Consider the following 16,741-nt stretch of genomic DNA (forward strand, 5'->3'; position numbering starts at 1 on the left):
TTTTCTCGTCATATCAGTTATGCAACGTTACATTGTTTTCGATAGAGTCGCGTCCCACACGAAACTTATTTACTTTTGCTTCTTGATCAGGATAACCAAAGGATATGCCAAACAATAACTTCTTATCATCGGATACACCTAATACTTGGCGAACCGTGTCAGCGTGAAATCCTAAGATTGTCTGAGGAACACTTCCTATCCCACGTGCTTTCAGTGATAAAAGAAACGACTGGGCATACATGCCAATATCAGAAGCGACACGTACATTATCACCGAATGAAGGCATGAATAGGAACGCAACATGTGGTGCATCGAAGAATGTCAGGTTTCGCTTCACTTCATTTTGACGGGCTTCGTGATCTTCTCTAGCTATTTGCAATTCTCCATAGTATGTTTGGGCCTGTTCTATTTGTCGTTCAGCATAGCGGCCATAATAATCTTTTAAATCAAAGGTGAAATCAGGCGTGATTTGCCCTTGTTCTCCCATATTTAAGAGGGCTTTCTTCAATTCCTCTTTCTTTTCACCTGAAACGATATGAACATCCCAAGGCTGAGTATTGCAATTCGATGGGGTAGCTTGAGCATCCTCTAAAATTTCACGTAGAACTTCTTCTTCAACAGGTGTAGAAAGAAATTGACGAATTGAACTTCGATTGCGTATAACTTCTTGAAAAGAATGATTATCCAAAAAAAATCTCTCCTTTATTATGTATTATGAACTTCCAAAGCTCGTTAATTCTTACAAAAGAACCCTGTATCGTTCATACTAAATTAGAAATCATTTATTCTCAAATATCCTGTTTGGGACTTTATCGTTTACAATCCATTCTGTCTAATCATAAGCTGCTTATTAATATAACTTGGACTTCTATTACAAAAACACCCTAAGTGAACTGCACCCCTATTGTTAGACACATCTTACAATTGGAGGTGCAGTTCATTCGTTGCTGTATCAGTGCATAACAAGGCAGATGGGGGGATGAACATTACCACATATCATTCACGTCTATCATTTAGCGAAGATAGTGTAATGAAATTAAAAACGGATAGCAGTAGCCATCCATTTTAGGTTTTACTTATCTATGCGAATGTCTTTTGCTCACAAAATATGTGACTAACGAAACAACGATTAAAACTGGAATTGCATAAATTTGTCCAACTACTAATTTCCATCCCACCGTATTATATCCATCAGACGCTGGAAAAAAGACAGTTATTATACATACAATAAAATAGGCTAATAATGGCAGAGTGATTTTTTTCATAGATTCTTTATCCTCCCTTCTTTGTACCAATCAAACTGCAATTGGTTAACTATTTATTATAGATTATAGATTTTAATACTTACTACTATAAAGCAACCATATTCACGAACATATCCTTCTATTATTAGAAGAGGAGTTTGATTTCTTTTTTCCTCTCAAGTGATCAACTCCTTCACAATTCATTGGCGTATCATTATTTTATGCAAGGAGATGGAGTGAGGAATAGGCTATCATTTTTTGTTAGGGAATTTCAATTGAGAAATCTTCGAAATACCTTTTTGGAATTTTCAAATACAACTCCAAATAAATCACAAGAAATGTAAAAACATTTTGACATTTACAAAGACCGTGATACAATAAAAGTGTCAAATACTTTTTACATTTTCCGATAAGGAGGAAACTAAAATGGATTGGGTTAAACTTGTGTATTCAATCATATTGTTAGTTTGCGGAATTGTGATTTTGGTTGCATCATCATCTAAGAAGGGTGATGAAAGAAGGAAGTTCATCAACACGAAAGCTCAATCCTATGTATTTATCGTAGTGACAGTTGTGCTACTTTTAGACGTTGCAGAGTCCATTTACCGAACGGTCCAGGGGAATACTCATGATGGGATTTCACCATTGGTGTTTCTGACCTTAATCCTAATTATCTATCTGTTAACATTAATAACTTACAGGAAAAAGTATGGTGATTAAATGCAAAACCACATTAAAACATTAAGAAAATCAGCTAAGTTATCTCAGGATGAACTGGCTAAGCTCTGTAAGGTATCTAGACAAACAATAAACGCCATTGAAAATGACAAATACGATCCTACTTTACAATTAGCTTTTGACATAGCCACTGTATTGAATACCACAGTAGATGAGCTTTTCACCAACTCCTAATAGAAAGTCTTGAATGGACCTCCTATCGAGGTTTTTTTTATGTATTCCTAAACCTCTGAAGAGTCCTGTCATATGAATGTTGATACGCTGAAAGTAAGATCACCATACACATATTTAAAAGAGAAAAGCATCCGCCTAGAATCAAAAAAACCTATTCACGAATCTCACTAATACTTTTCCCACTTGAAAATGCGTGTCCCATCGTTAATTTAGCCACTGTTTGAAATCCATATTTCTCATACACTTTTTCTATTGATTCATTTATTGGAAAAACCCAAAGTTCTTTGAGCCCTCTCTTTTTCACTTCTTTTTGTAAAAATTGAATCAACTCACCTATTAAGCCCTTCCCTCTAAATTCCTCCAATGTAGCCACACTTTCCATTCGAGCTTGTTCTCCATCTTCAAAAATGCAAGCAGTTGAACAAGCTTTCCCATCGTACCGAAGAAGATAATGTGTAAAAGAAGGATGATCGAATTGTTCTTTAAATACCTTCTCAATGGATTCTTTTCCTCCAAACTCTGTAATACTACTTTCCACATCGACAGCTTCTTGATAATTTTCATCTGTAACGACCTCAATCATCACTCTATTATTATTCGGTATGTTAATCACTTGGTTATTCCACAATTGAATAGGACTAACCAACTCCTCATATCTAAAATTTCTTGTTTTTAATTCGTTGATGAGATTTTGTTGGCCTTCAATATTATAGATGTAAAACCTCGGTTTAATCTTTTTTGATTGATAATAACTGATGACTTCATCTACTACTGTCTTTGGATGCAAACACTGATCAATAATGTGAGCGTGATTGGAGTCATAATAATTTGGTTGGTTTTCATTACAAAATAACGTTCCCCAGGAAGTATCCACTCGATGGGAAATAGTTTCTAAGTATGAACGCTCAAGCATTAAAAGTTCTTTTAAATCCTTGATAAAATTCCCTCATTTCCAAAAATACATTTCGATAAAATGCTCTTGAAACTTTAAGTGAAAACGCCACTAGGCAGCAATAGACTCAATTGCATTTCTAGTAATCATGTCCTTTAGATTTATATACCTGAAACTACATCAAACGGTATCGTTTCTTCATTAACTAACACAAGAAGTACTTTCGGTTTACCATTGAACGTTAACTTATAGACATGTTGGATGACTACATCATCATCTTCTTTCGGTACATTTAACTTTATTTTTAATGTATCTCCTTGTTCCTCAAGCCCTGTAATCACTTTACCTTTTGACTGAAAAACCACATAAGACGTCTTTTCCCCTTCATTAATTAACTGAAGTCTACTTTCAGAGTCAATTGCATCTTGTACCTTACTTGGTACGACTTCTAATTCGCTAATACTTAATTCGGACTTATTAGAGTTACAAGCTGTTAAAAGAATGGATACGAATAAGATTAATACTATTTTTCTCAATTTTCATCTTCCTTCTTTTTCATAGAATTGTTTTACTAGGTGCAATATCGGCTTGATTATTTCTAACCCCTTATTATTTTTAGTTTTACTTACTTTACAAGTCGAGGGTTAAGTTTAAATTATATGCTTTTTTACCATTATAAACCTTTTTCTAATAAACAGATTGTAATCATAACCAAAGTTTTTTGTTTCTTCCAGTTTGACATATCGGGAAATCTAGATATAAAATGACACACATGGCACCAATTGATGTATTCAAAATGATGCAAAAAGTTGGTCTACTTGAATCGATTCTTCATGGTCAATGGACATACTATAGGCGGAATGAAGAATTCATTCAACAAATTGGTGATTATTTTAGGACGGAAACTCTACTTATCTTGATTTCTGTTTTTTTACTTTATTATATCTATTTTTCTAGATAAACAAATATATTAAAAAGGAGAAACATCTATGCGCTTTATATCATATATACTAGCTCTGTTAGCTGGAGCAGCACTTAGCTTTGAAGGAGCAATCTATGCTGAATTGGGAAAAACGATTGGACAGATAGAAACAAGTTTCTATAACTTCTTTATGGGCTCCATAATCATGGGGTTATTGTGGTTATTTTTTGGTAAAGGACGGATTTCCTATACATTGGAAGCACCTAAATGGTCCTTACTTGGCGGCGTCTTGGGTGTTGTTTATTTAACCTCTATTGTAATAAGTGTTCCACATGTAGGTGTTGGTATCACAATGGTTGCGGTAATTATCGGACAATTGGTCATGAGTATGGTCATTGAACATTTTGGGTGGCTAGGTAGTAAAAAAACTAAAATTAATAAAGAAAAGATTTTTGCAGTTATTTCTATGATTATCGCACTTATATTAATCAACTAGGAGGTAGACAACGATGGGATTATTTATGATTTTATTTACGTTTTTAGGCGGAATTACACTAAGTGCTCAATCATCCATAAATGGTACATTGAGTCGAAAAGCTGGAACACTCGAAACAACTCTTTTGACCTTTCTCACCGGAACCATGTTTCTTACGGTTTTCATTATATTTTTCGGTAAAGGCAATGTGCTTGGCCTACTAGATGCACCAAAGTGGCAATTGAGTGCCGCATTTTTAGGCACGATGTATCTACTTCTGACTGTCATGGCCGTTCCTAGAATTGGGGTCATCGCAACTAATATTGCTGGAATAACGGGTCAACTTGTAATCGGTGTAATCATCGATCATTTTGGATGGTTCAATAGCTTAGTCATAGAAATAGATGGTAAACGTATCTTTGCATTACTCTTTATGATCATTTCCATTTATTTCATATATAAGGGTAATAAACGCTCAAACCAAGAGACTGAAGCACTGTAAAATCAACTAACTCATAGCATAAGACCGGAGTGGAGCCTGATAGATGCATATCAGGCTCCTTGCTAAACTAAGGGGTGCGTTAGCTGAAGATTAGGGCTGTCTTTAAGGCAGCTCTTTCTTTATGCAACTAAAAGGGAGTTGTATAAAAGCGGTGTATTTGTTAAGGTAAGTGGATAGTTTTTCTAATAGTGGTTGGTGGAGAATGAGATTACCCTAGTGAGGTGCGGAGTGAAAAGTTCAAAAAAAAGAAAAAAAGAATCCGAAAAAATTTTAAAGAGGCTAAAGGTTCCAATAAATAAACATTTACCGCTTATAGAAAATGGAGAAGTCGTTTCTCTTAGAACAAAGGAAGAGATAATAAACAGAATTATTCCTTTAACGATTGTCGCAGCGAAAGCTATGGAGGCTCCACCAGAAAAAATTAAGGAATTTATTGAAAGGTATAACGCAAATAAACTATTTACTGAAGAAGAACATAATTTTCTATTAAAAAAACACTTCAATTCTAACGAGGGGATTCAGTACTCTTGGAAATTAGAATGCATATGGCTGTTGCTTTGGTCCGTTAATTTAATATCCGATATAGGGATTCCAGCCGATACGTGTAATGCTGAATTTGTTTTTGAAAAGGTGCTTAGTAATACGAAACAGGATCTGATGGATAATTCCACTTTAAAACCAATCAGTGATATATTGGATAGCCTTGATTTTATTTATAGAGCACATTGGGCAGTAAGAGAAGCGCAATTAAATGATTTAATAATCCCAGAATCTCTAGATGAAGGCGTTGTCTATGAAAGACATTATACACTTAATTGGCTAGTAAATTATATGGACCAAGAATGGGAAGAAGTAAGTACAGATACTTAAATGTTCCTTTATGTCATAAAAACTTTTATGCTTCTTTAGAGATGGTAGATTAAGGTTTGAACTGGAGCCTTACTCCTAAACTAATAGGCTTTTGACTTCAATAAATAGGTTGCTGCGGCAATCTTATTTATTGAAGTAACGGGGCCTTTAGTATAAAACGGACAGCAAAATAAAATGAGCTGGGAGATACATTTTCCAGCTCATTTTTTGTGTATTATAATTCGTCCGCTCCCTTTAACATAGCCAAAATAAAAGAAGGAAGGTACTGTCCCCTTTGTTCATATAAGTTAATTAAGGTGCAAAATTCCCTGCAAAAAGAAGCAGCAATGAAAACAAGATAACAAAACTGTTTAAAAGGATGCCCGGTATAATGGAATACCATTTCTTAGATAGTGAAGCACATACAAGCCCTATTACTGCGATTATAATCCAGATTGTACTATGAAAATTAATATCTGCATTTGGACCACGAGCCATAAAAAAGTATAAAACAACCGCAAAAAATGTCCCGAATGCTAAGTAGCCATATTTATTCATAAAACCTCCACCATATATGCCTGATCTAAGCAAGATTATGTATTTCCAGAATAATACCGATACCTATATCACAAATGATCATTTTATTTACTAATTATAACATTTATGTAAAATTGATTGATATTTTTATGTACCACTATTTGTATAAACAGCGCAAGATGACACAAAAAAAGACGGATTTACCGTCTAAAATTTATGAGTATCTTTTGCCCTGTAAGAAATAAAAAGACTATTTATAAGTTGTGTAATTGCTCCCCGCACTAAAAAAATAAAACCGTATATAGAAACAGCCATTCCTTCAAAGCCTCCAACAATTAAAAGACCAGATAAGAGATAAATAATGCCTAAAAGTATAAAAGTAAGTGGACACGCAGTGGTAATCATTTTTTTGTTCCTTATAAGAGCTATGACAAAAGTAACTAGAAGAATAAAGGTTATAACGTAACTTGTATAAGAAGAAAATAATTCATTAGATTACCCCTTTCGAAATAATTGGCGAATGACTGATTTCACCTTGAGATTCAACTATGTGAATACGGATAACATCTTTTATTCTCGTTATGTCACGGTACGACAACACTACTCTATTATTAATATCTTCCATACTATGTGCTGACTTTTATGCAATTATGTACTCATCTATATCAAGGATACTTTGCTCGATTAAAAATTATTGCCCTATGGAATTCGCTTCCCATTCTTCTCTCAAAATTCCCATCCGGATAGAGTCGTAAAATTCCCCATTATACAACCGACATTTTCTTAGTCTTGCCTCCATTGTCATCCCTAGTTTTTCTCCGAGTTTAATCATACGTTCATTCCCTGACCAAGTCGTATATCCTACACGTACCAATGGTAAGGTTTGAAACAAATGGTCGATCCACAGACGAAGAGCTTTAGTCCCATAACCACCACTCCATAAATTTGGAGTGTAAATGCCTATCCCCATTTCTAGCCAATAAGAGGCTTCGTGTTCCCAATAATAACTAACTGTTCCAATCACCTCTCCATTCACTTCAATTGCCCACCGATTATCTTGATTCACATAGCTTTCTTTTTTGGAGACAAATTCATCAAATGGTATATGTTTATGTTCAAAGTATGGAGCATCCCATTTTTTCCACTCAGGAGATTCATCCTTATACATTAACTCCCATAGTCGAGGTAGATCTTCCTCTATAATTGGCCGAATCAATAATTCGTTTTCCTCGTAAACCATTACATTTCCCCCTAGTACTTACATTTTTTCTATATCATATATTTCTGTACCTAGCCTGTTATCTCCTTCTTCTTCCTGACCTCCTTCATAGTAATAGTATTAACGGCAAGAACTTGGAAGAAGGGTTCTGTATGTTTCACCCCGAATATATTCCTTCTGGGAGAGATTTAAATGTCTTTGAAAATAGGAGATATCCTTCCATTTGAACGGACGTTTACAGTGAGGGACGTTGAAAATCAAAAATAATCTTAATTATAGGAAAGGATAAGAATCTTGCTTGAGACAAATAGATGTATACTTTCAGCTATACAAATGGATGATTACGATGATGTAAAACTATTATATATTAATGAAGAAGTACGGAGATACCTTGGAGGAACTCAGAGTAACGAGGACATTCAAGCGAGTTTTACTAAGATGATCCATTCCACAACAGAATCGTTATATTTCATAGTTAGAGAGAAATATACAAAGGCGTTTATTGGACTGATATCATTAGACACCCATCACCATGGCATCTCAACTGAAGTTTCCTATCAGTTGCTTCCAAAATGGTGGGGAGATGGGTATGCTACCGAAGCTATTAATGAAATCATCAACTATGCTTTTAATAAGCTAAAACTAACAGAAATAGTTGCCGAAACACAGACAGCTAATAGAGCCTCTTGTAGGTTATTGGAAAAGTTAGGATTTAATTTAAGGGAAACTGTCCACAGATTCGGAGAAATACAATCTATCTATTGTATTAAGTACAATTAACCAAACCTTAGCAGAAAATATCAGACTAGGTCATGGAACAGTAAGATTATATGGAGAAATTCAAAAAATGAAGGCGGCTTGCCATTGTAGGTTTTCCTACTCGGTCAAGAAATGGATGGATGGTTGAACTTGGTGAAAAAAGTCTATGATCACTACCTTTAACTTTGCCCCATCCATCTCAGCTTTCAAATCCAAGCAATAGAAAAACGCCACAATTCACATTGCGGCGTTTTTTCTTTGATACAGTATGGATTAACGAGCAGTCATACCGCCATCGATAACAAATTCCGAACCTGTTGAATAAGAAGATTCTTCAGAAGCCAGGAATAATACCATGTTTGATACTTCTTCTGGTTGCGCTACACGACCAAGTGGAATATGTTTAGAGAATGCTTCAACTGCTGCTTTTGTATCTTCTTGTACAACCATTGGAGTAGCGATGACGCCCGGGTGTACAGAGTTAACACGAATGCCATACTCAGCAAGTTCCATGGCAGCTGCTTTTGTCATACCACGTACCGCGAATTTGGTGTCTGTGTAACCAAGTGCTCCTGCCACTAAACCGTTCATAGAAGAAACGTTTATGATTGAACCGCCACCCGTTTTTTGCATAGAAGGTAATACCGCTTTCATACCTAAAAATACAGAAACTTGGTTGATCTCAACGATACGACGGTAATCTTCAACAGAAATATCCATCATTTTTTTAGCCATCGTAATACCAGCATTGTTAACTAATACGTTAACTGGACCAAATTTATCTTCAGCAACAGCAACTACATTAGCCCAATCCCCTTCGTTTGCTACGTTTTGTTTTACGAATACAGCATTTTCGCCTAGTTCAGCAGCAAATGCATGCCCTTTTTCTTCGTTTAAATCCGTTAATACGACCTTAGCGCCTTGTTCTACGAATAGTTTAGCATGAGCCGCGCCCATACCTTGAGCTGCACCTGTGATGATTGCAATTTTACCTGATAATCTTGTCATATTAAAACACTCCTTTAGGTTATATTACTGATGTATTTTTTTCCTCAAACAAGTATGTGTTGTTATTAGCATGCGCCAATTCTGTATATATAGTATCGGCTTAGATGTACGATTGTTTAATCTTAGTGGAGCATGATGGAACCACCGTCAACCATGAAGGTTTGACCAGTGATATACTTGGAATCTTCAGAAGCTAGAAATACCGCTACACGACCAATATCTTGTTCTGGGTCACCGAATTTGCCCATTGGGATACCTGCCAATACCTCGTTGTAGTATTCTGGCTGAGCTTTAGCCCAAGCCTGCACGCCTTCTGAATTTGCGATGGGAGAAATTAAGTTGGCAGTAATACCTTCTCCGCCAAATTCGTTAGCGACTACACGTGTAATACCACGGATCGCTTCTTTTGCAGCAGAATAAGCAGCTTGTGTTTTGTGTCCCTTAATACCTGCACCTGATGCAAAGTTGATGATGTTCCCTTTCGTCTCTTTCAAGTGAGGGATAGCAGCTTGCATTAAGTACCAAGTTGGGTAGAAACCTGTGTCCATTGATAAAGCCAAGTCCTCTGGAGTTGTTTCTAAGAATGGTACTTGTTTAGAAGCGTGAGCATTGTTTACCAAAACATCTAAACGGCCATATTTAGAAACTACCTCTTCAACAATATTCTTTAAGTTCGCATGATCCGTTAAGTCCGCTTGGATGAACATCGATTTAGGAGTAATTTGTTGCAGTTCTTCAGCAACTTTTGCACCTGTTTCAGGGTTTACGTCAACGGCTACGATGATTGCGCCTTCTTTAGCCATGGCTCGTCCCATACCCGCACCGATTCCACCAGCACCACCTGTGATGATAACTACTTTATGTTGTAATTTCATAGGTCATACTCACTCCTTACATGTTTTTTACTTCCAGCATAACCGCTTCATTCATGTAGTTTGTTGACTAGTAAAATCTTAGCTATCCCTCATTGTTCTTTTTAGAGTTTTTAAGCTAGTGACGATTACTCTACCTCCAAGATAATGCTTTGTTTTATAAAAGGCAAATACAAGCACCAGGTCAAAAAAACATTTAATTAGCTGACAGGAGGGACTCCATACAATTTTACTTTAATCATCACTATTGAATGAAAGTATAAAAGAGATAATCTAAGGTATTGATACCTTAAAACAAAAAATAGCTTTTTCATACGTATTTATTATATATCATTCGAATTGAAATAACATATTTTCTTTCTGAAATTTGATTAAAATCTTTTCTCTGATTATGCGCCAGAAGTTATACTCGTAATAAATATAGGCTGTTTTCATAAAGGAATATCATGGACTGCAATAGAATAAGGTGGTGGGTAAATGTAAGGGGTGATTTAGTTAATGGGATTTGTTTATGCTATATTTGTTATTTCAATAATAGGTTTGGTTTGTTATCGAATGATAAAAAAGAAGTCAACACCTTCATATAGGTATACACCCTATGATGACATCACAATGGGAATTAAGGAGAACATTAAACGAGATAGCCCTATACAAGACACAAAACATTACATTGCATATGAAGAAAAAGCAAATAATGATAAGACCGTATAATACTATGCTCTTCTTCCCATTTCAACCGTAGTGTAAAGCTGAAAAATAGCATTTGTGCCACTTGCTTTTTAATCCATACTTGGTGTTGCTATTTGAAACGAATGGTCTTCAAGTTATAGCACTAAGGGTAAATAAAAAAGGTTGTGCGCAGACTTCTTTGTCTACTCACAACCTTTTTGTATACTATATAAGCGAACCTATTTACTTAGTAATTTATGTAATAGGCGATTGAAAACATCCACTTCTTCTTTTGTTAATTTGCTTGTATGAACCTGTTCCCTCTCATTTACTTCTTTAGATAGGACTTTAAGTAAATCGACTCCTGTGTCTGCTAGATTCACTAACACCAATCGACGGTCTAGTGGTTTATATGAACGAAAAACGAGCCCTTTTTTTTCAAGTGTATTCGTTAAGCTGGTTACCGACGAAGGGGCTAATTGCAAACGTTGAGCAATAATTCTTGTTTCACTCGGTCCCCAAACCCAAAGTGTATACATCATAAGCATGGCCGTCCAAGATAGCTTGTGCTTCATTAAAAGTTCTTTTTCAATATCATGGCGTACAAGTAAAGAGGCGCTATACAAATCGGAAATGAGCAAACTCGATGAAGCATCAAATGCGTTTCCATGTTGTTTAGCTAAAAATGCTTGTACTTCGCCAGCGTGTTTTACATACTTCTCCAAAAACGTCCCTCCAAAATTCTATTTATCCATAGTATACAGGAAATTTTAAAAAAGAGCGTCAATCTCTTGGATAACACCTCTACGGACCTACTTTTAACATCTTACATATTTTCGTTTGAAATTAAGTCTTCCACTATCCCTATATCCTCCAAATCATTCCACGCTTTCTTTTTACTTTGATGTCCCTTTTTTACTAAAGCGCCCGCTTGTTTAAGAAGATGTAGATACTAATTTATGCATTCTAAATCTCGGAACAGTATCTTCCTCTTCTATTCCTAATACATCAAATCCATTTTTCTCATAAAAATTTATCGCCCTTTTATTTGTGGGGGATACCCTCAATTGGTATTCATTAACGCCATATTCGCGAAAGAAACGTTCTGCAAATTCAATTAGTTTACCACCGTATCCTTTCCCACGGTATTCTGAGATTAAGTAAAATAGATTAACATATCCAATCTCTTTATTATCGATTTGTTTAATCTGCAACTCAACTTGTCCTATTTGTTTATAATCTAATTCAACAATAACAAGCCCACCAGGAAATTTTATAAGCCTATCGTTAATCTTCTTCAAATAACTGTAATTATCTCCGTATAAACTCTCATCGCCGAAACTAATGCTGTACGAATCTCTTCTAAACTTAATAATGGTTTCAGTATCTCTTGATAGGTCAATATTACGAAATGAAATCAAACGGATGCCCCCCCATTCCTAATTCACGATAACTTGATTTGTAAACAGGATTTCTTAACACATATATTGAATATATAACAAGTATTTTAAAAAAATAAGTACTGGTTAACTAGAATGGAGATAAGTTTTAAAAGAAAAGCAAGTTTCCAATTTTTATGAAGTGACCGATAATTTTATCAAAATGACAGTTCACGATCCCATGCTGAGATGCATCGAAACAAGAGAAAAATTAGCACCATTTTTTCAATCAGCAATAGAGATTTTCCAACTGGTTATTAATGATTGATGATAGTGTGATTATATTTTTATAGAAGAATGCGAGGGGAATAAGAATGAAAATAGAACATATTGCCATGTACGTAAATGACTTAGAAGCTACAAAAGATTTCTTTGTAAAATTTTTCGATGCTTCATCTAATGCCAAATATCATAATCACAAAACTGGATTAGAGGCTTATTTCTTATCATTCGAAGATAGTACAAGACTTGAGATAATGACGCGTCCTGATATGATTTCTTCCGAAAAACCCCTAATGATAACTGGATACATACATTTAGCATTTAGCGTAGGAAGTAAAGAAAGAGTAGACGCATTGACAAGTCAATTGGAACAAGAAGGATATAGGATTTTAAGTGGTCCGCGTACAACAGGTGATGGTTATTATGAAAGTTGTATATTGGGACCCGAAGGTAATCAAATAGAAATAACTGAATAAATAACGTTCAAATTTATCTTTCTTTATTTCTCGTCTTCCGTTCATTTGCCTCGTTAGTTCTGTAGTATTGTCACTTGAATTTTAATGTATGATTAGTGTAAGAATCATACATTAAAAAAGGTATATTAATTGATCCCTCTAATAACTCTAACGCTGATATTTGGGAAGAAATATTTCAATCCTATTCAGTAATTAATTTTAATTTACGTCTTATACTCCAATTAAAAGAGCCACCATTATGTGGCTCTCAATAATCAACAAAAAATTTTCAGGACATTCTCCAATAATATAATTCTTCTGTTTCTTTATACATTTCTGCTCCTGCTTTTTCTAATACTCTGTGCGATGCAATATTGTCTTTTTCGGTATCTGCAATAATGGACATTACATCAGGCTGATTTAACAACCAATACTTAATATTAACAATAGTTTCAGTCATATAACCATTTCCTTGATATCGAGGAATAGTATAATAACCAATTACTACTTCACCATTTTTATTTGGAAGACCTTTTAACATTATTCCACCAACATAACAATTTGTATCTTTTAACACGATTAGCCAGTTTGTATACCAAATATAATTTTGCTCATCATTCAATAATTTTGAAAGTCTGATTTCCAGAGCTTGTTTAAGTTCTAAATCAAGATAATTTTCTGTTTCACATAAACATAACTTTAATTCCATTTCCTTTTGACTATCCATTAGTAATTTCAAATTTTCTGCATTCAACGGAATTATTCTTAATCTATCTGTTTTTAATTCAATCATTATTACACTCCTATCATAAATTGCAGGCTATTTTAAATAGACAAAACAAATTTAAAAATAGGTATATGTTATTGGCAGCGACTCCTATTATATTTATTCCGAAATAAAGGCTTTAAGCCTTTCTATCCAGTATTAAGGCTAACCAAGTTTACCATTCCATTAATTTCCTGTAAACTCTTTTAGAAATTGGGGCCTTTTTTATTCGCTAGTGTATCAATAGCCTGAACTATTGGTTCTAAAAAGGAAAATCTTCACTTTGAATGTATGATTAGTGTAAGCCTCGTACATTAAAAAGGCCGCCAAATGGCGGCCTATATCTATCATCAGGGGGTTATCTGTAAGAATTTAAGCTTGATACATCTGCGTATTAGGCTTTACTGTGAAGTGTAACTAGGTAACCGTCTGGGTCGGCAAATGTAAAGGTTCTACCGAACGGTCCATCTATTGGTGCGGCCGTAATCTTTACGCCAGCTCCAATAAGCTTGTCATGAATTTCTTGCGTATCAGGGGCATAAAGCCACAGTGCAACTCCAAGTCCAGGCTGAATACCCGAACCGAGTTCAACTTCTTCTATTAGATCACGAAGAGCAAATGCAATAGGCTTAGTATCAAAGACCACAGCATGAGGTGGTCCTGCCTGTGAGCGGACGAGTCCGAGATAGTTTTGATAAAATTCAGCAGAGCTTTCAAGATTGCTTACTTGTAGTGAAATGAAGTCTGGTCCAATTACTGGCATAATGTTCTCCTTTTATATATGTTTTTTTTATCTTATTAATATAAGTCGTACACTGAAATGAGTTTAAAAACTGTCGCAGATAGATTTGGTTACCTGTACTCTTTAGGTCAACACCGGCGGGGAATAGAAAGTCATCAGCTGAGAGAGTCATAATCATTTCAGAATCTTGATTCACCATCGCCTCAAAATAATCTTTCGCAATCTAGGTGTTTTAAGTCATCTATATAGCCTCACTTTCATTTTGTATATCCTTATTATACAAGCCCCTATTGCCAACGGTATGTCAGTAGCGTTCTTTCATTTTTTCGATTTCTTCTCTTACTCGGTTTTTTAATGATTCAGGTTCAGTGACTACAACATCTGCCCCCCATCCAAGAATCCAGTACAGCAATTCTTCCGGTTGTCGCACACGAAAAGTGACATGGTAACCGTCCTCTTTTGATTCGGAAGCTTCCATATAATAGTTGTTTGCTTCTTCAACTTTATCCTTGATTTCTGAATTAAAGATTGCACAGACCCGTATGCTACGGGTATCCTTCGGCCGATAGGATTGAAGGTTGAAGTTATCGGGAATCTGAAACGTATCATCTGTCATAGTCATGTCACTCATTCGGGAGACTCGAAAATGGCGAATATCCTCCCGTAGGTCACAGGAAGCTAGTAACAACCAGCCATTCTGCTCATCATGTGCCAAACCGAATGGTGATACAGTTCGCACAGTTACCCGGTTCCCATCAGCTTCAGCAATCCGTTTGTGATATGTAAAACGAAGTTTCTTGCCCTCCAACATGGCTTCACGAATGATTCCCAAGTTCACTTTCTCCTTCGTCATTATGTCCTTTTCATCTTTTTGGAGCAGACGAATGCTCTTTTGTATTCGGTTTGTTTCATCACGGATGGGTAGAGAAAGAATTGCATCTATTTTTCTGCGGGAAGAACGGGCACCTTCGCGAAATGTAGGATCAAACCGATTCTCTATGAATTCAGCTCCAAGAAGAAGTGATACTGCCTCTTCTACAGAAAAACTAATGGGTGGAAGAAAATAGCCTTTCAACAAAGAATATCCTAATCCTGTCTCACCAATTATGGGGACACCTGCTTCACTCAGACCCTGCATATCGCGATAGATCGTTCTTACACTGACCCCTAAGACCTCTGCTAATTCATCAGCTGTTAGTAATTTGCTTCGCTGTAATTCCATGACAATCGCTAATAGACGCTCTGTTTTATTCAATTGACAATGCCCTCCCTTGCTGGAAATCAACCATTCATAATATCTTTCGTTGTTTCAAAATAACGTACGAGACTTACTTCTGTAGGGGTTATTTTGAAGTTAACCTGCCATACTTCAACCCCGCGATTTATTGATGATTGCACAAAATTCCGAATATAGCTACTACTTTCCCCGTTAGAAGAGCCAATATATTTAGAACTATCATAGAGGAAACACATTAAAAGGATGGCTTTGTCATTTTCATTTAAACTATCTGCCAATTCCCCCATGTGTCTTATGAATCTTTCAAATGAGGTGAAACTGCTTCCTGCCTTAGTTTCAATATGTTCCTTAACCTCAACCTGCAATCGTGTTAGGGGTGTTTTGACCTCAATGTAAGTATTACCTACCAGAAAATCAAGTTTGGAATTACCTACTTTTTGTTCTCTCTTTACTAATTCACCATTACTCACCATACTAGTAAGTTGGCCACTTCTTAAAAAATGTTCCACATATCTATTTGCTGCATTCTGATTAATTCCAATCCATGACTTGTTTACATTTGATGGTAAATCAACTGAAATTGCCTCCACTGTATAAAGGGTCTTTCTTGATAAATTATTGCTTTTTGAAAGCAAGCATGGGATATTACGAAAAACGATATCTCCAATACGACCTGTAGTAGGACAATGGCAGTCACAAAGTTCTCCTTCAATCTCAACTTCCATAATGAATCGATTTCGTCGTCTGTATATTACACCTTCAATGAGAGGTGTATCAAAAATTAATGGATTGTTAGTTTCCATAGTAAATTCTCCTTCGTAATCTCTTTAAGCAATGGTCAATTAATATCGCCTTTATCTTTATAATACTTAGATTATACAAAAACACTACTGACAACTGTATGTCAGTAGTCGCATGAATTTTACGATTAGATGTTGATAAATAAAGAAGTTTTATGTTTGATTGTAATTTTCTACTCTGCACTAAGTATGATGGACTCCTTATTCAACAAAACTGCCC

At 35.5% G+C, this 16,741-nt stretch carries 24 protein-coding genes; 9 read left to right on the forward strand and 15 right to left on the reverse strand.

Annotated features, from left to right (window positions below; all coding sequences use genetic code 11):
• Window positions 1-13: 13 nt before the first annotated feature.
• Both ACQKL5_RS07860 and ACQKL5_RS07865 read right to left on the reverse strand, forming a co-directional pair.
• Entirely contained in the window at window positions 14-688 is a 675-nt protein-coding gene (locus ACQKL5_RS07860; protein WP_427607746.1) for a nitroreductase, read from the reverse strand.
• A gap of 388 nt (window positions 689-1,076) precedes the next feature.
• Window positions 1,077-1,265: a DUF4017 family protein gene (locus tag ACQKL5_RS07865; RefSeq protein WP_427607747.1), complete on the reverse strand. Its 189-nt coding sequence runs from the start codon at window positions 1,263-1,265 to the stop codon at window positions 1,077-1,079.
• A gap of 405 nt (window positions 1,266-1,670) precedes the next feature.
• Here ACQKL5_RS07865 and ACQKL5_RS07870 point away from each other — a divergent pair, with 405 nt between their 5' ends.
• A complete protein-coding gene (locus ACQKL5_RS07870) occupies window positions 1,671-1,964 on the forward strand; it encodes a hypothetical protein (protein WP_427607748.1) in 294 nt (97 codons plus the stop codon).
• Window positions 1,965-2,156: a helix-turn-helix transcriptional regulator gene (locus ACQKL5_RS07875; protein ID WP_427607749.1), complete on the forward strand. Its 192-nt coding sequence runs from the start codon at window positions 1,965-1,967 to the stop codon at window positions 2,154-2,156.
• A 151-nt stretch (window positions 2,157-2,307) separates the two neighbouring features.
• Here the strand turns inward: ACQKL5_RS07875 and ACQKL5_RS07880 are convergent, their stop codons facing one another.
• Together ACQKL5_RS07880 and ACQKL5_RS07885 are read right to left on the reverse strand one after the other, a co-directional pair.
• Entirely contained in the window at window positions 2,308-3,093 is a 786-nt protein-coding gene (locus ACQKL5_RS07880; RefSeq protein WP_427608086.1) for a GNAT family N-acetyltransferase, read from the reverse strand.
• A 116-nt stretch (window positions 3,094-3,209) separates the two neighbouring features.
• Window positions 3,210-3,584 (reverse strand): peptidylprolyl isomerase, encoded by a 375-nt coding sequence (locus ACQKL5_RS07885; protein ID WP_427607750.1) that lies wholly within the window; start codon window positions 3,582-3,584, stop codon window positions 3,210-3,212.
• Between the two features lie 236 nt (window positions 3,585-3,820).
• Here ACQKL5_RS07885 and ACQKL5_RS07890 point away from each other — a divergent pair, with 236 nt between their 5' ends.
• The 4 genes from ACQKL5_RS07890 (at window position 3,821) to ACQKL5_RS07905 (ending at window position 5,817) form a co-directional block, all read left to right on the forward strand.
• Window positions 3,821-4,009 (forward strand): hypothetical protein, encoded by a 189-nt coding sequence (locus tag ACQKL5_RS07890; RefSeq protein WP_427608090.1) that lies wholly within the window; start codon window positions 3,821-3,823, stop codon window positions 4,007-4,009.
• Between the two features lie 28 nt (window positions 4,010-4,037).
• Window positions 4,038-4,466: a DMT family transporter gene (locus ACQKL5_RS07895; RefSeq protein ID WP_427607752.1), complete on the forward strand. Its 429-nt coding sequence runs from the start codon at window positions 4,038-4,040 to the stop codon at window positions 4,464-4,466.
• 13 nt (window positions 4,467-4,479) lie between these two features.
• Window positions 4,480-4,947: a DMT family transporter gene (locus tag ACQKL5_RS07900; protein ID WP_427607754.1), complete on the forward strand. Its 468-nt coding sequence runs from the start codon at window positions 4,480-4,482 to the stop codon at window positions 4,945-4,947.
• A gap of 228 nt (window positions 4,948-5,175) precedes the next feature.
• Window positions 5,176-5,817 carry a DUF4272 domain-containing protein gene (locus tag ACQKL5_RS07905; RefSeq protein ID WP_427607756.1) on the forward strand — a complete coding sequence of 214 codons (642 nt, stop codon included), beginning with the start codon at window positions 5,176-5,178 and terminating at the stop codon, window positions 5,815-5,817.
• Window positions 5,818-6,108: 291 nt separating this feature from the next.
• On the opposite strand, the gene ACQKL5_RS07910 is transcribed toward ACQKL5_RS07905, so the two are convergent.
• From ACQKL5_RS07910 to ACQKL5_RS07920, 3 genes are all read right to left on the reverse strand, one after another.
• Window positions 6,109-6,354, reverse strand: a complete 246-nt coding sequence (locus ACQKL5_RS07910) for a hypothetical protein (RefSeq protein WP_427607758.1) — start codon at window positions 6,352-6,354, stop codon at window positions 6,109-6,111.
• A 186-nt stretch (window positions 6,355-6,540) separates the two neighbouring features.
• Entirely contained in the window at window positions 6,541-6,792 is a 252-nt protein-coding gene (locus ACQKL5_RS07915; RefSeq protein ID WP_427608088.1) for a YesK family protein, read from the reverse strand.
• Window positions 6,793-7,024: 232 nt separating this feature from the next.
• Window positions 7,025-7,573 (reverse strand): GNAT family N-acetyltransferase, encoded by a 549-nt coding sequence (locus tag ACQKL5_RS07920; protein WP_427607760.1) that lies wholly within the window; start codon window positions 7,571-7,573, stop codon window positions 7,025-7,027.
• Between the two features lie 273 nt (window positions 7,574-7,846).
• Here ACQKL5_RS07920 and ACQKL5_RS07925 point away from each other — a divergent pair, with 273 nt between their 5' ends.
• On the forward strand, window positions 7,847-8,332 hold the full coding sequence (locus ACQKL5_RS07925; RefSeq protein ID WP_427607762.1) for a GNAT family N-acetyltransferase: 486 nt from the start codon (window positions 7,847-7,849) through the stop codon (window positions 8,330-8,332).
• Between the two features lie 252 nt (window positions 8,333-8,584).
• Here ACQKL5_RS07925 and ACQKL5_RS07930 read toward each other — a convergent pair whose 3' ends face one another.
• Window positions 8,585-9,319: a glucose 1-dehydrogenase gene (locus ACQKL5_RS07930; protein ID WP_427607763.1), complete on the reverse strand. Its 735-nt coding sequence runs from the start codon at window positions 9,317-9,319 to the stop codon at window positions 8,585-8,587.
• Window positions 9,320-9,441: 122 nt separating this feature from the next.
• Window positions 9,442-10,194: an SDR family NAD(P)-dependent oxidoreductase gene (locus ACQKL5_RS07935; RefSeq protein ID WP_427607765.1), complete on the reverse strand. Its 753-nt coding sequence runs from the start codon at window positions 10,192-10,194 to the stop codon at window positions 9,442-9,444.
• Window positions 10,195-10,689: 495 nt separating this feature from the next.
• Here ACQKL5_RS07935 and ACQKL5_RS07940 point away from each other — a divergent pair, with 495 nt between their 5' ends.
• Window positions 10,690-10,902 carry a DUF3951 domain-containing protein gene (locus ACQKL5_RS07940; protein WP_427607767.1) on the forward strand — a complete coding sequence of 71 codons (213 nt, stop codon included), beginning with the start codon at window positions 10,690-10,692 and terminating at the stop codon, window positions 10,900-10,902.
• A gap of 197 nt (window positions 10,903-11,099) precedes the next feature.
• On the opposite strand, the gene ACQKL5_RS07945 is transcribed toward ACQKL5_RS07940, so the two are convergent.
• Both ACQKL5_RS07945 and ACQKL5_RS07950 read right to left on the reverse strand, forming a co-directional pair.
• Window positions 11,100-11,585 carry a MarR family winged helix-turn-helix transcriptional regulator gene (locus ACQKL5_RS07945; RefSeq protein WP_427607769.1) on the reverse strand — a complete coding sequence of 162 codons (486 nt, stop codon included), beginning with the start codon at window positions 11,583-11,585 and terminating at the stop codon, window positions 11,100-11,102.
• A gap of 210 nt (window positions 11,586-11,795) precedes the next feature.
• The gene (locus ACQKL5_RS07950) at window positions 11,796-12,281 is read right to left on the reverse strand and encodes a GNAT family N-acetyltransferase (protein WP_427607770.1); all 486 of its coding nucleotides are present in this window, start codon (window positions 12,279-12,281) and stop codon (window positions 11,796-11,798) included.
• A 332-nt stretch (window positions 12,282-12,613) separates the two neighbouring features.
• On the opposite strand from ACQKL5_RS07950, the gene ACQKL5_RS07955 reads away from it, so the two are divergent.
• A complete protein-coding gene (locus tag ACQKL5_RS07955; protein WP_427607772.1) occupies window positions 12,614-12,997 on the forward strand; it encodes a VOC family protein in 384 nt (127 codons plus the stop codon).
• A 268-nt stretch (window positions 12,998-13,265) separates the two neighbouring features.
• On the opposite strand, the gene ACQKL5_RS07960 is transcribed toward ACQKL5_RS07955, so the two are convergent.
• From ACQKL5_RS07960 to ACQKL5_RS07975, 4 genes are all read right to left on the reverse strand, one after another.
• Window positions 13,266-13,769 (reverse strand): GNAT family N-acetyltransferase, encoded by a 504-nt coding sequence (locus ACQKL5_RS07960; protein WP_427607774.1) that lies wholly within the window; start codon window positions 13,767-13,769, stop codon window positions 13,266-13,268.
• 367 nt (window positions 13,770-14,136) lie between these two features.
• Entirely contained in the window at window positions 14,137-14,505 is a 369-nt protein-coding gene (locus ACQKL5_RS07965; RefSeq protein WP_427607776.1) for a VOC family protein, read from the reverse strand.
• A 283-nt stretch (window positions 14,506-14,788) separates the two neighbouring features.
• Window positions 14,789-15,739, reverse strand: coding sequence for a helix-turn-helix transcriptional regulator (locus tag ACQKL5_RS07970; RefSeq protein ID WP_427607778.1), 951 nt, complete (start codon window positions 15,737-15,739; stop codon window positions 14,789-14,791).
• A gap of 26 nt (window positions 15,740-15,765) precedes the next feature.
• The gene (locus ACQKL5_RS07975) at window positions 15,766-16,524 is read right to left on the reverse strand and encodes a DNA/RNA nuclease SfsA (RefSeq protein ID WP_427607780.1); all 759 of its coding nucleotides are present in this window, start codon (window positions 16,522-16,524) and stop codon (window positions 15,766-15,768) included.
• Between the last annotated feature and the right edge of the window lie 217 nt (window positions 16,525-16,741).

Origin of the sequence: Peribacillus sp. NPDC097675 (assembly GCF_050277655.1) — a bacterium.
In the GTDB taxonomy this organism is placed as follows: domain Bacteria; phylum Bacillota; class Bacilli; order Bacillales; family DSM-1321; genus Peribacillus.

Bases quoted from the DNA above. Each gene is read 5' to 3' on its own strand.
- ACQKL5_RS07930 (WP_427607763.1), bottom strand. From the start codon at position 9,319: ATGACAAGATTATCAGGTAAAATTGCAATCATCACAGGTGCAGCTCAA.
- ACQKL5_RS07935 (WP_427607765.1), bottom strand. From the start codon at position 10,194: ATGAAATTACAACATAAAGTAGTTATCATCACAGGTGGTGCTGGTGGA.
- ACQKL5_RS07865 (WP_427607747.1), bottom strand. From the start codon at position 1,265: ATGAAAAAAATCACTCTGCCATTATTAGCCTATTTTATTGTATGTATA.
- ACQKL5_RS07920 (WP_427607760.1), bottom strand. From the start codon at position 7,573: ATGGTTTACGAGGAAAACGAATTATTGATTCGGCCAATTATAGAGGAA.
- ACQKL5_RS07900 (WP_427607754.1), top strand. From the start codon at position 4,480: ATGGGATTATTTATGATTTTATTTACGTTTTTAGGCGGAATTACACTA.
- ACQKL5_RS07975 (WP_427607780.1), bottom strand. From the start codon at position 16,524: ATGGAAACTAACAATCCATTAATTTTTGATACACCTCTCATTGAAGGT.
- ACQKL5_RS07870 (WP_427607748.1), top strand. From the start codon at position 1,671: ATGGATTGGGTTAAACTTGTGTATTCAATCATATTGTTAGTTTGCGGA.
- ACQKL5_RS07960 (WP_427607774.1), bottom strand. From the start codon at position 13,769: ATGATTGAATTAAAAACAGATAGATTAAGAATAATTCCGTTGAATGCA.
- ACQKL5_RS07955 (WP_427607772.1), top strand. From the start codon at position 12,614: ATGAAAATAGAACATATTGCCATGTACGTAAATGACTTAGAAGCTACA.
- ACQKL5_RS07890 (WP_427608090.1), top strand. From the start codon at position 3,821: ATGGCACCAATTGATGTATTCAAAATGATGCAAAAAGTTGGTCTACTT.
- ACQKL5_RS07940 (WP_427607767.1), top strand. From the start codon at position 10,690: ATGGGATTTGTTTATGCTATATTTGTTATTTCAATAATAGGTTTGGTT.
- ACQKL5_RS07895 (WP_427607752.1), top strand. From the start codon at position 4,038: ATGCGCTTTATATCATATATACTAGCTCTGTTAGCTGGAGCAGCACTT.
- ACQKL5_RS07965 (WP_427607776.1), bottom strand. From the start codon at position 14,505: ATGCCAGTAATTGGACCAGACTTCATTTCACTACAAGTAAGCAATCTT.
- ACQKL5_RS07875 (WP_427607749.1), top strand. From the start codon at position 1,965: ATGCAAAACCACATTAAAACATTAAGAAAATCAGCTAAGTTATCTCAG.
- ACQKL5_RS07910 (WP_427607758.1), bottom strand. From the start codon at position 6,354: ATGAATAAATATGGCTACTTAGCATTCGGGACATTTTTTGCGGTTGTT.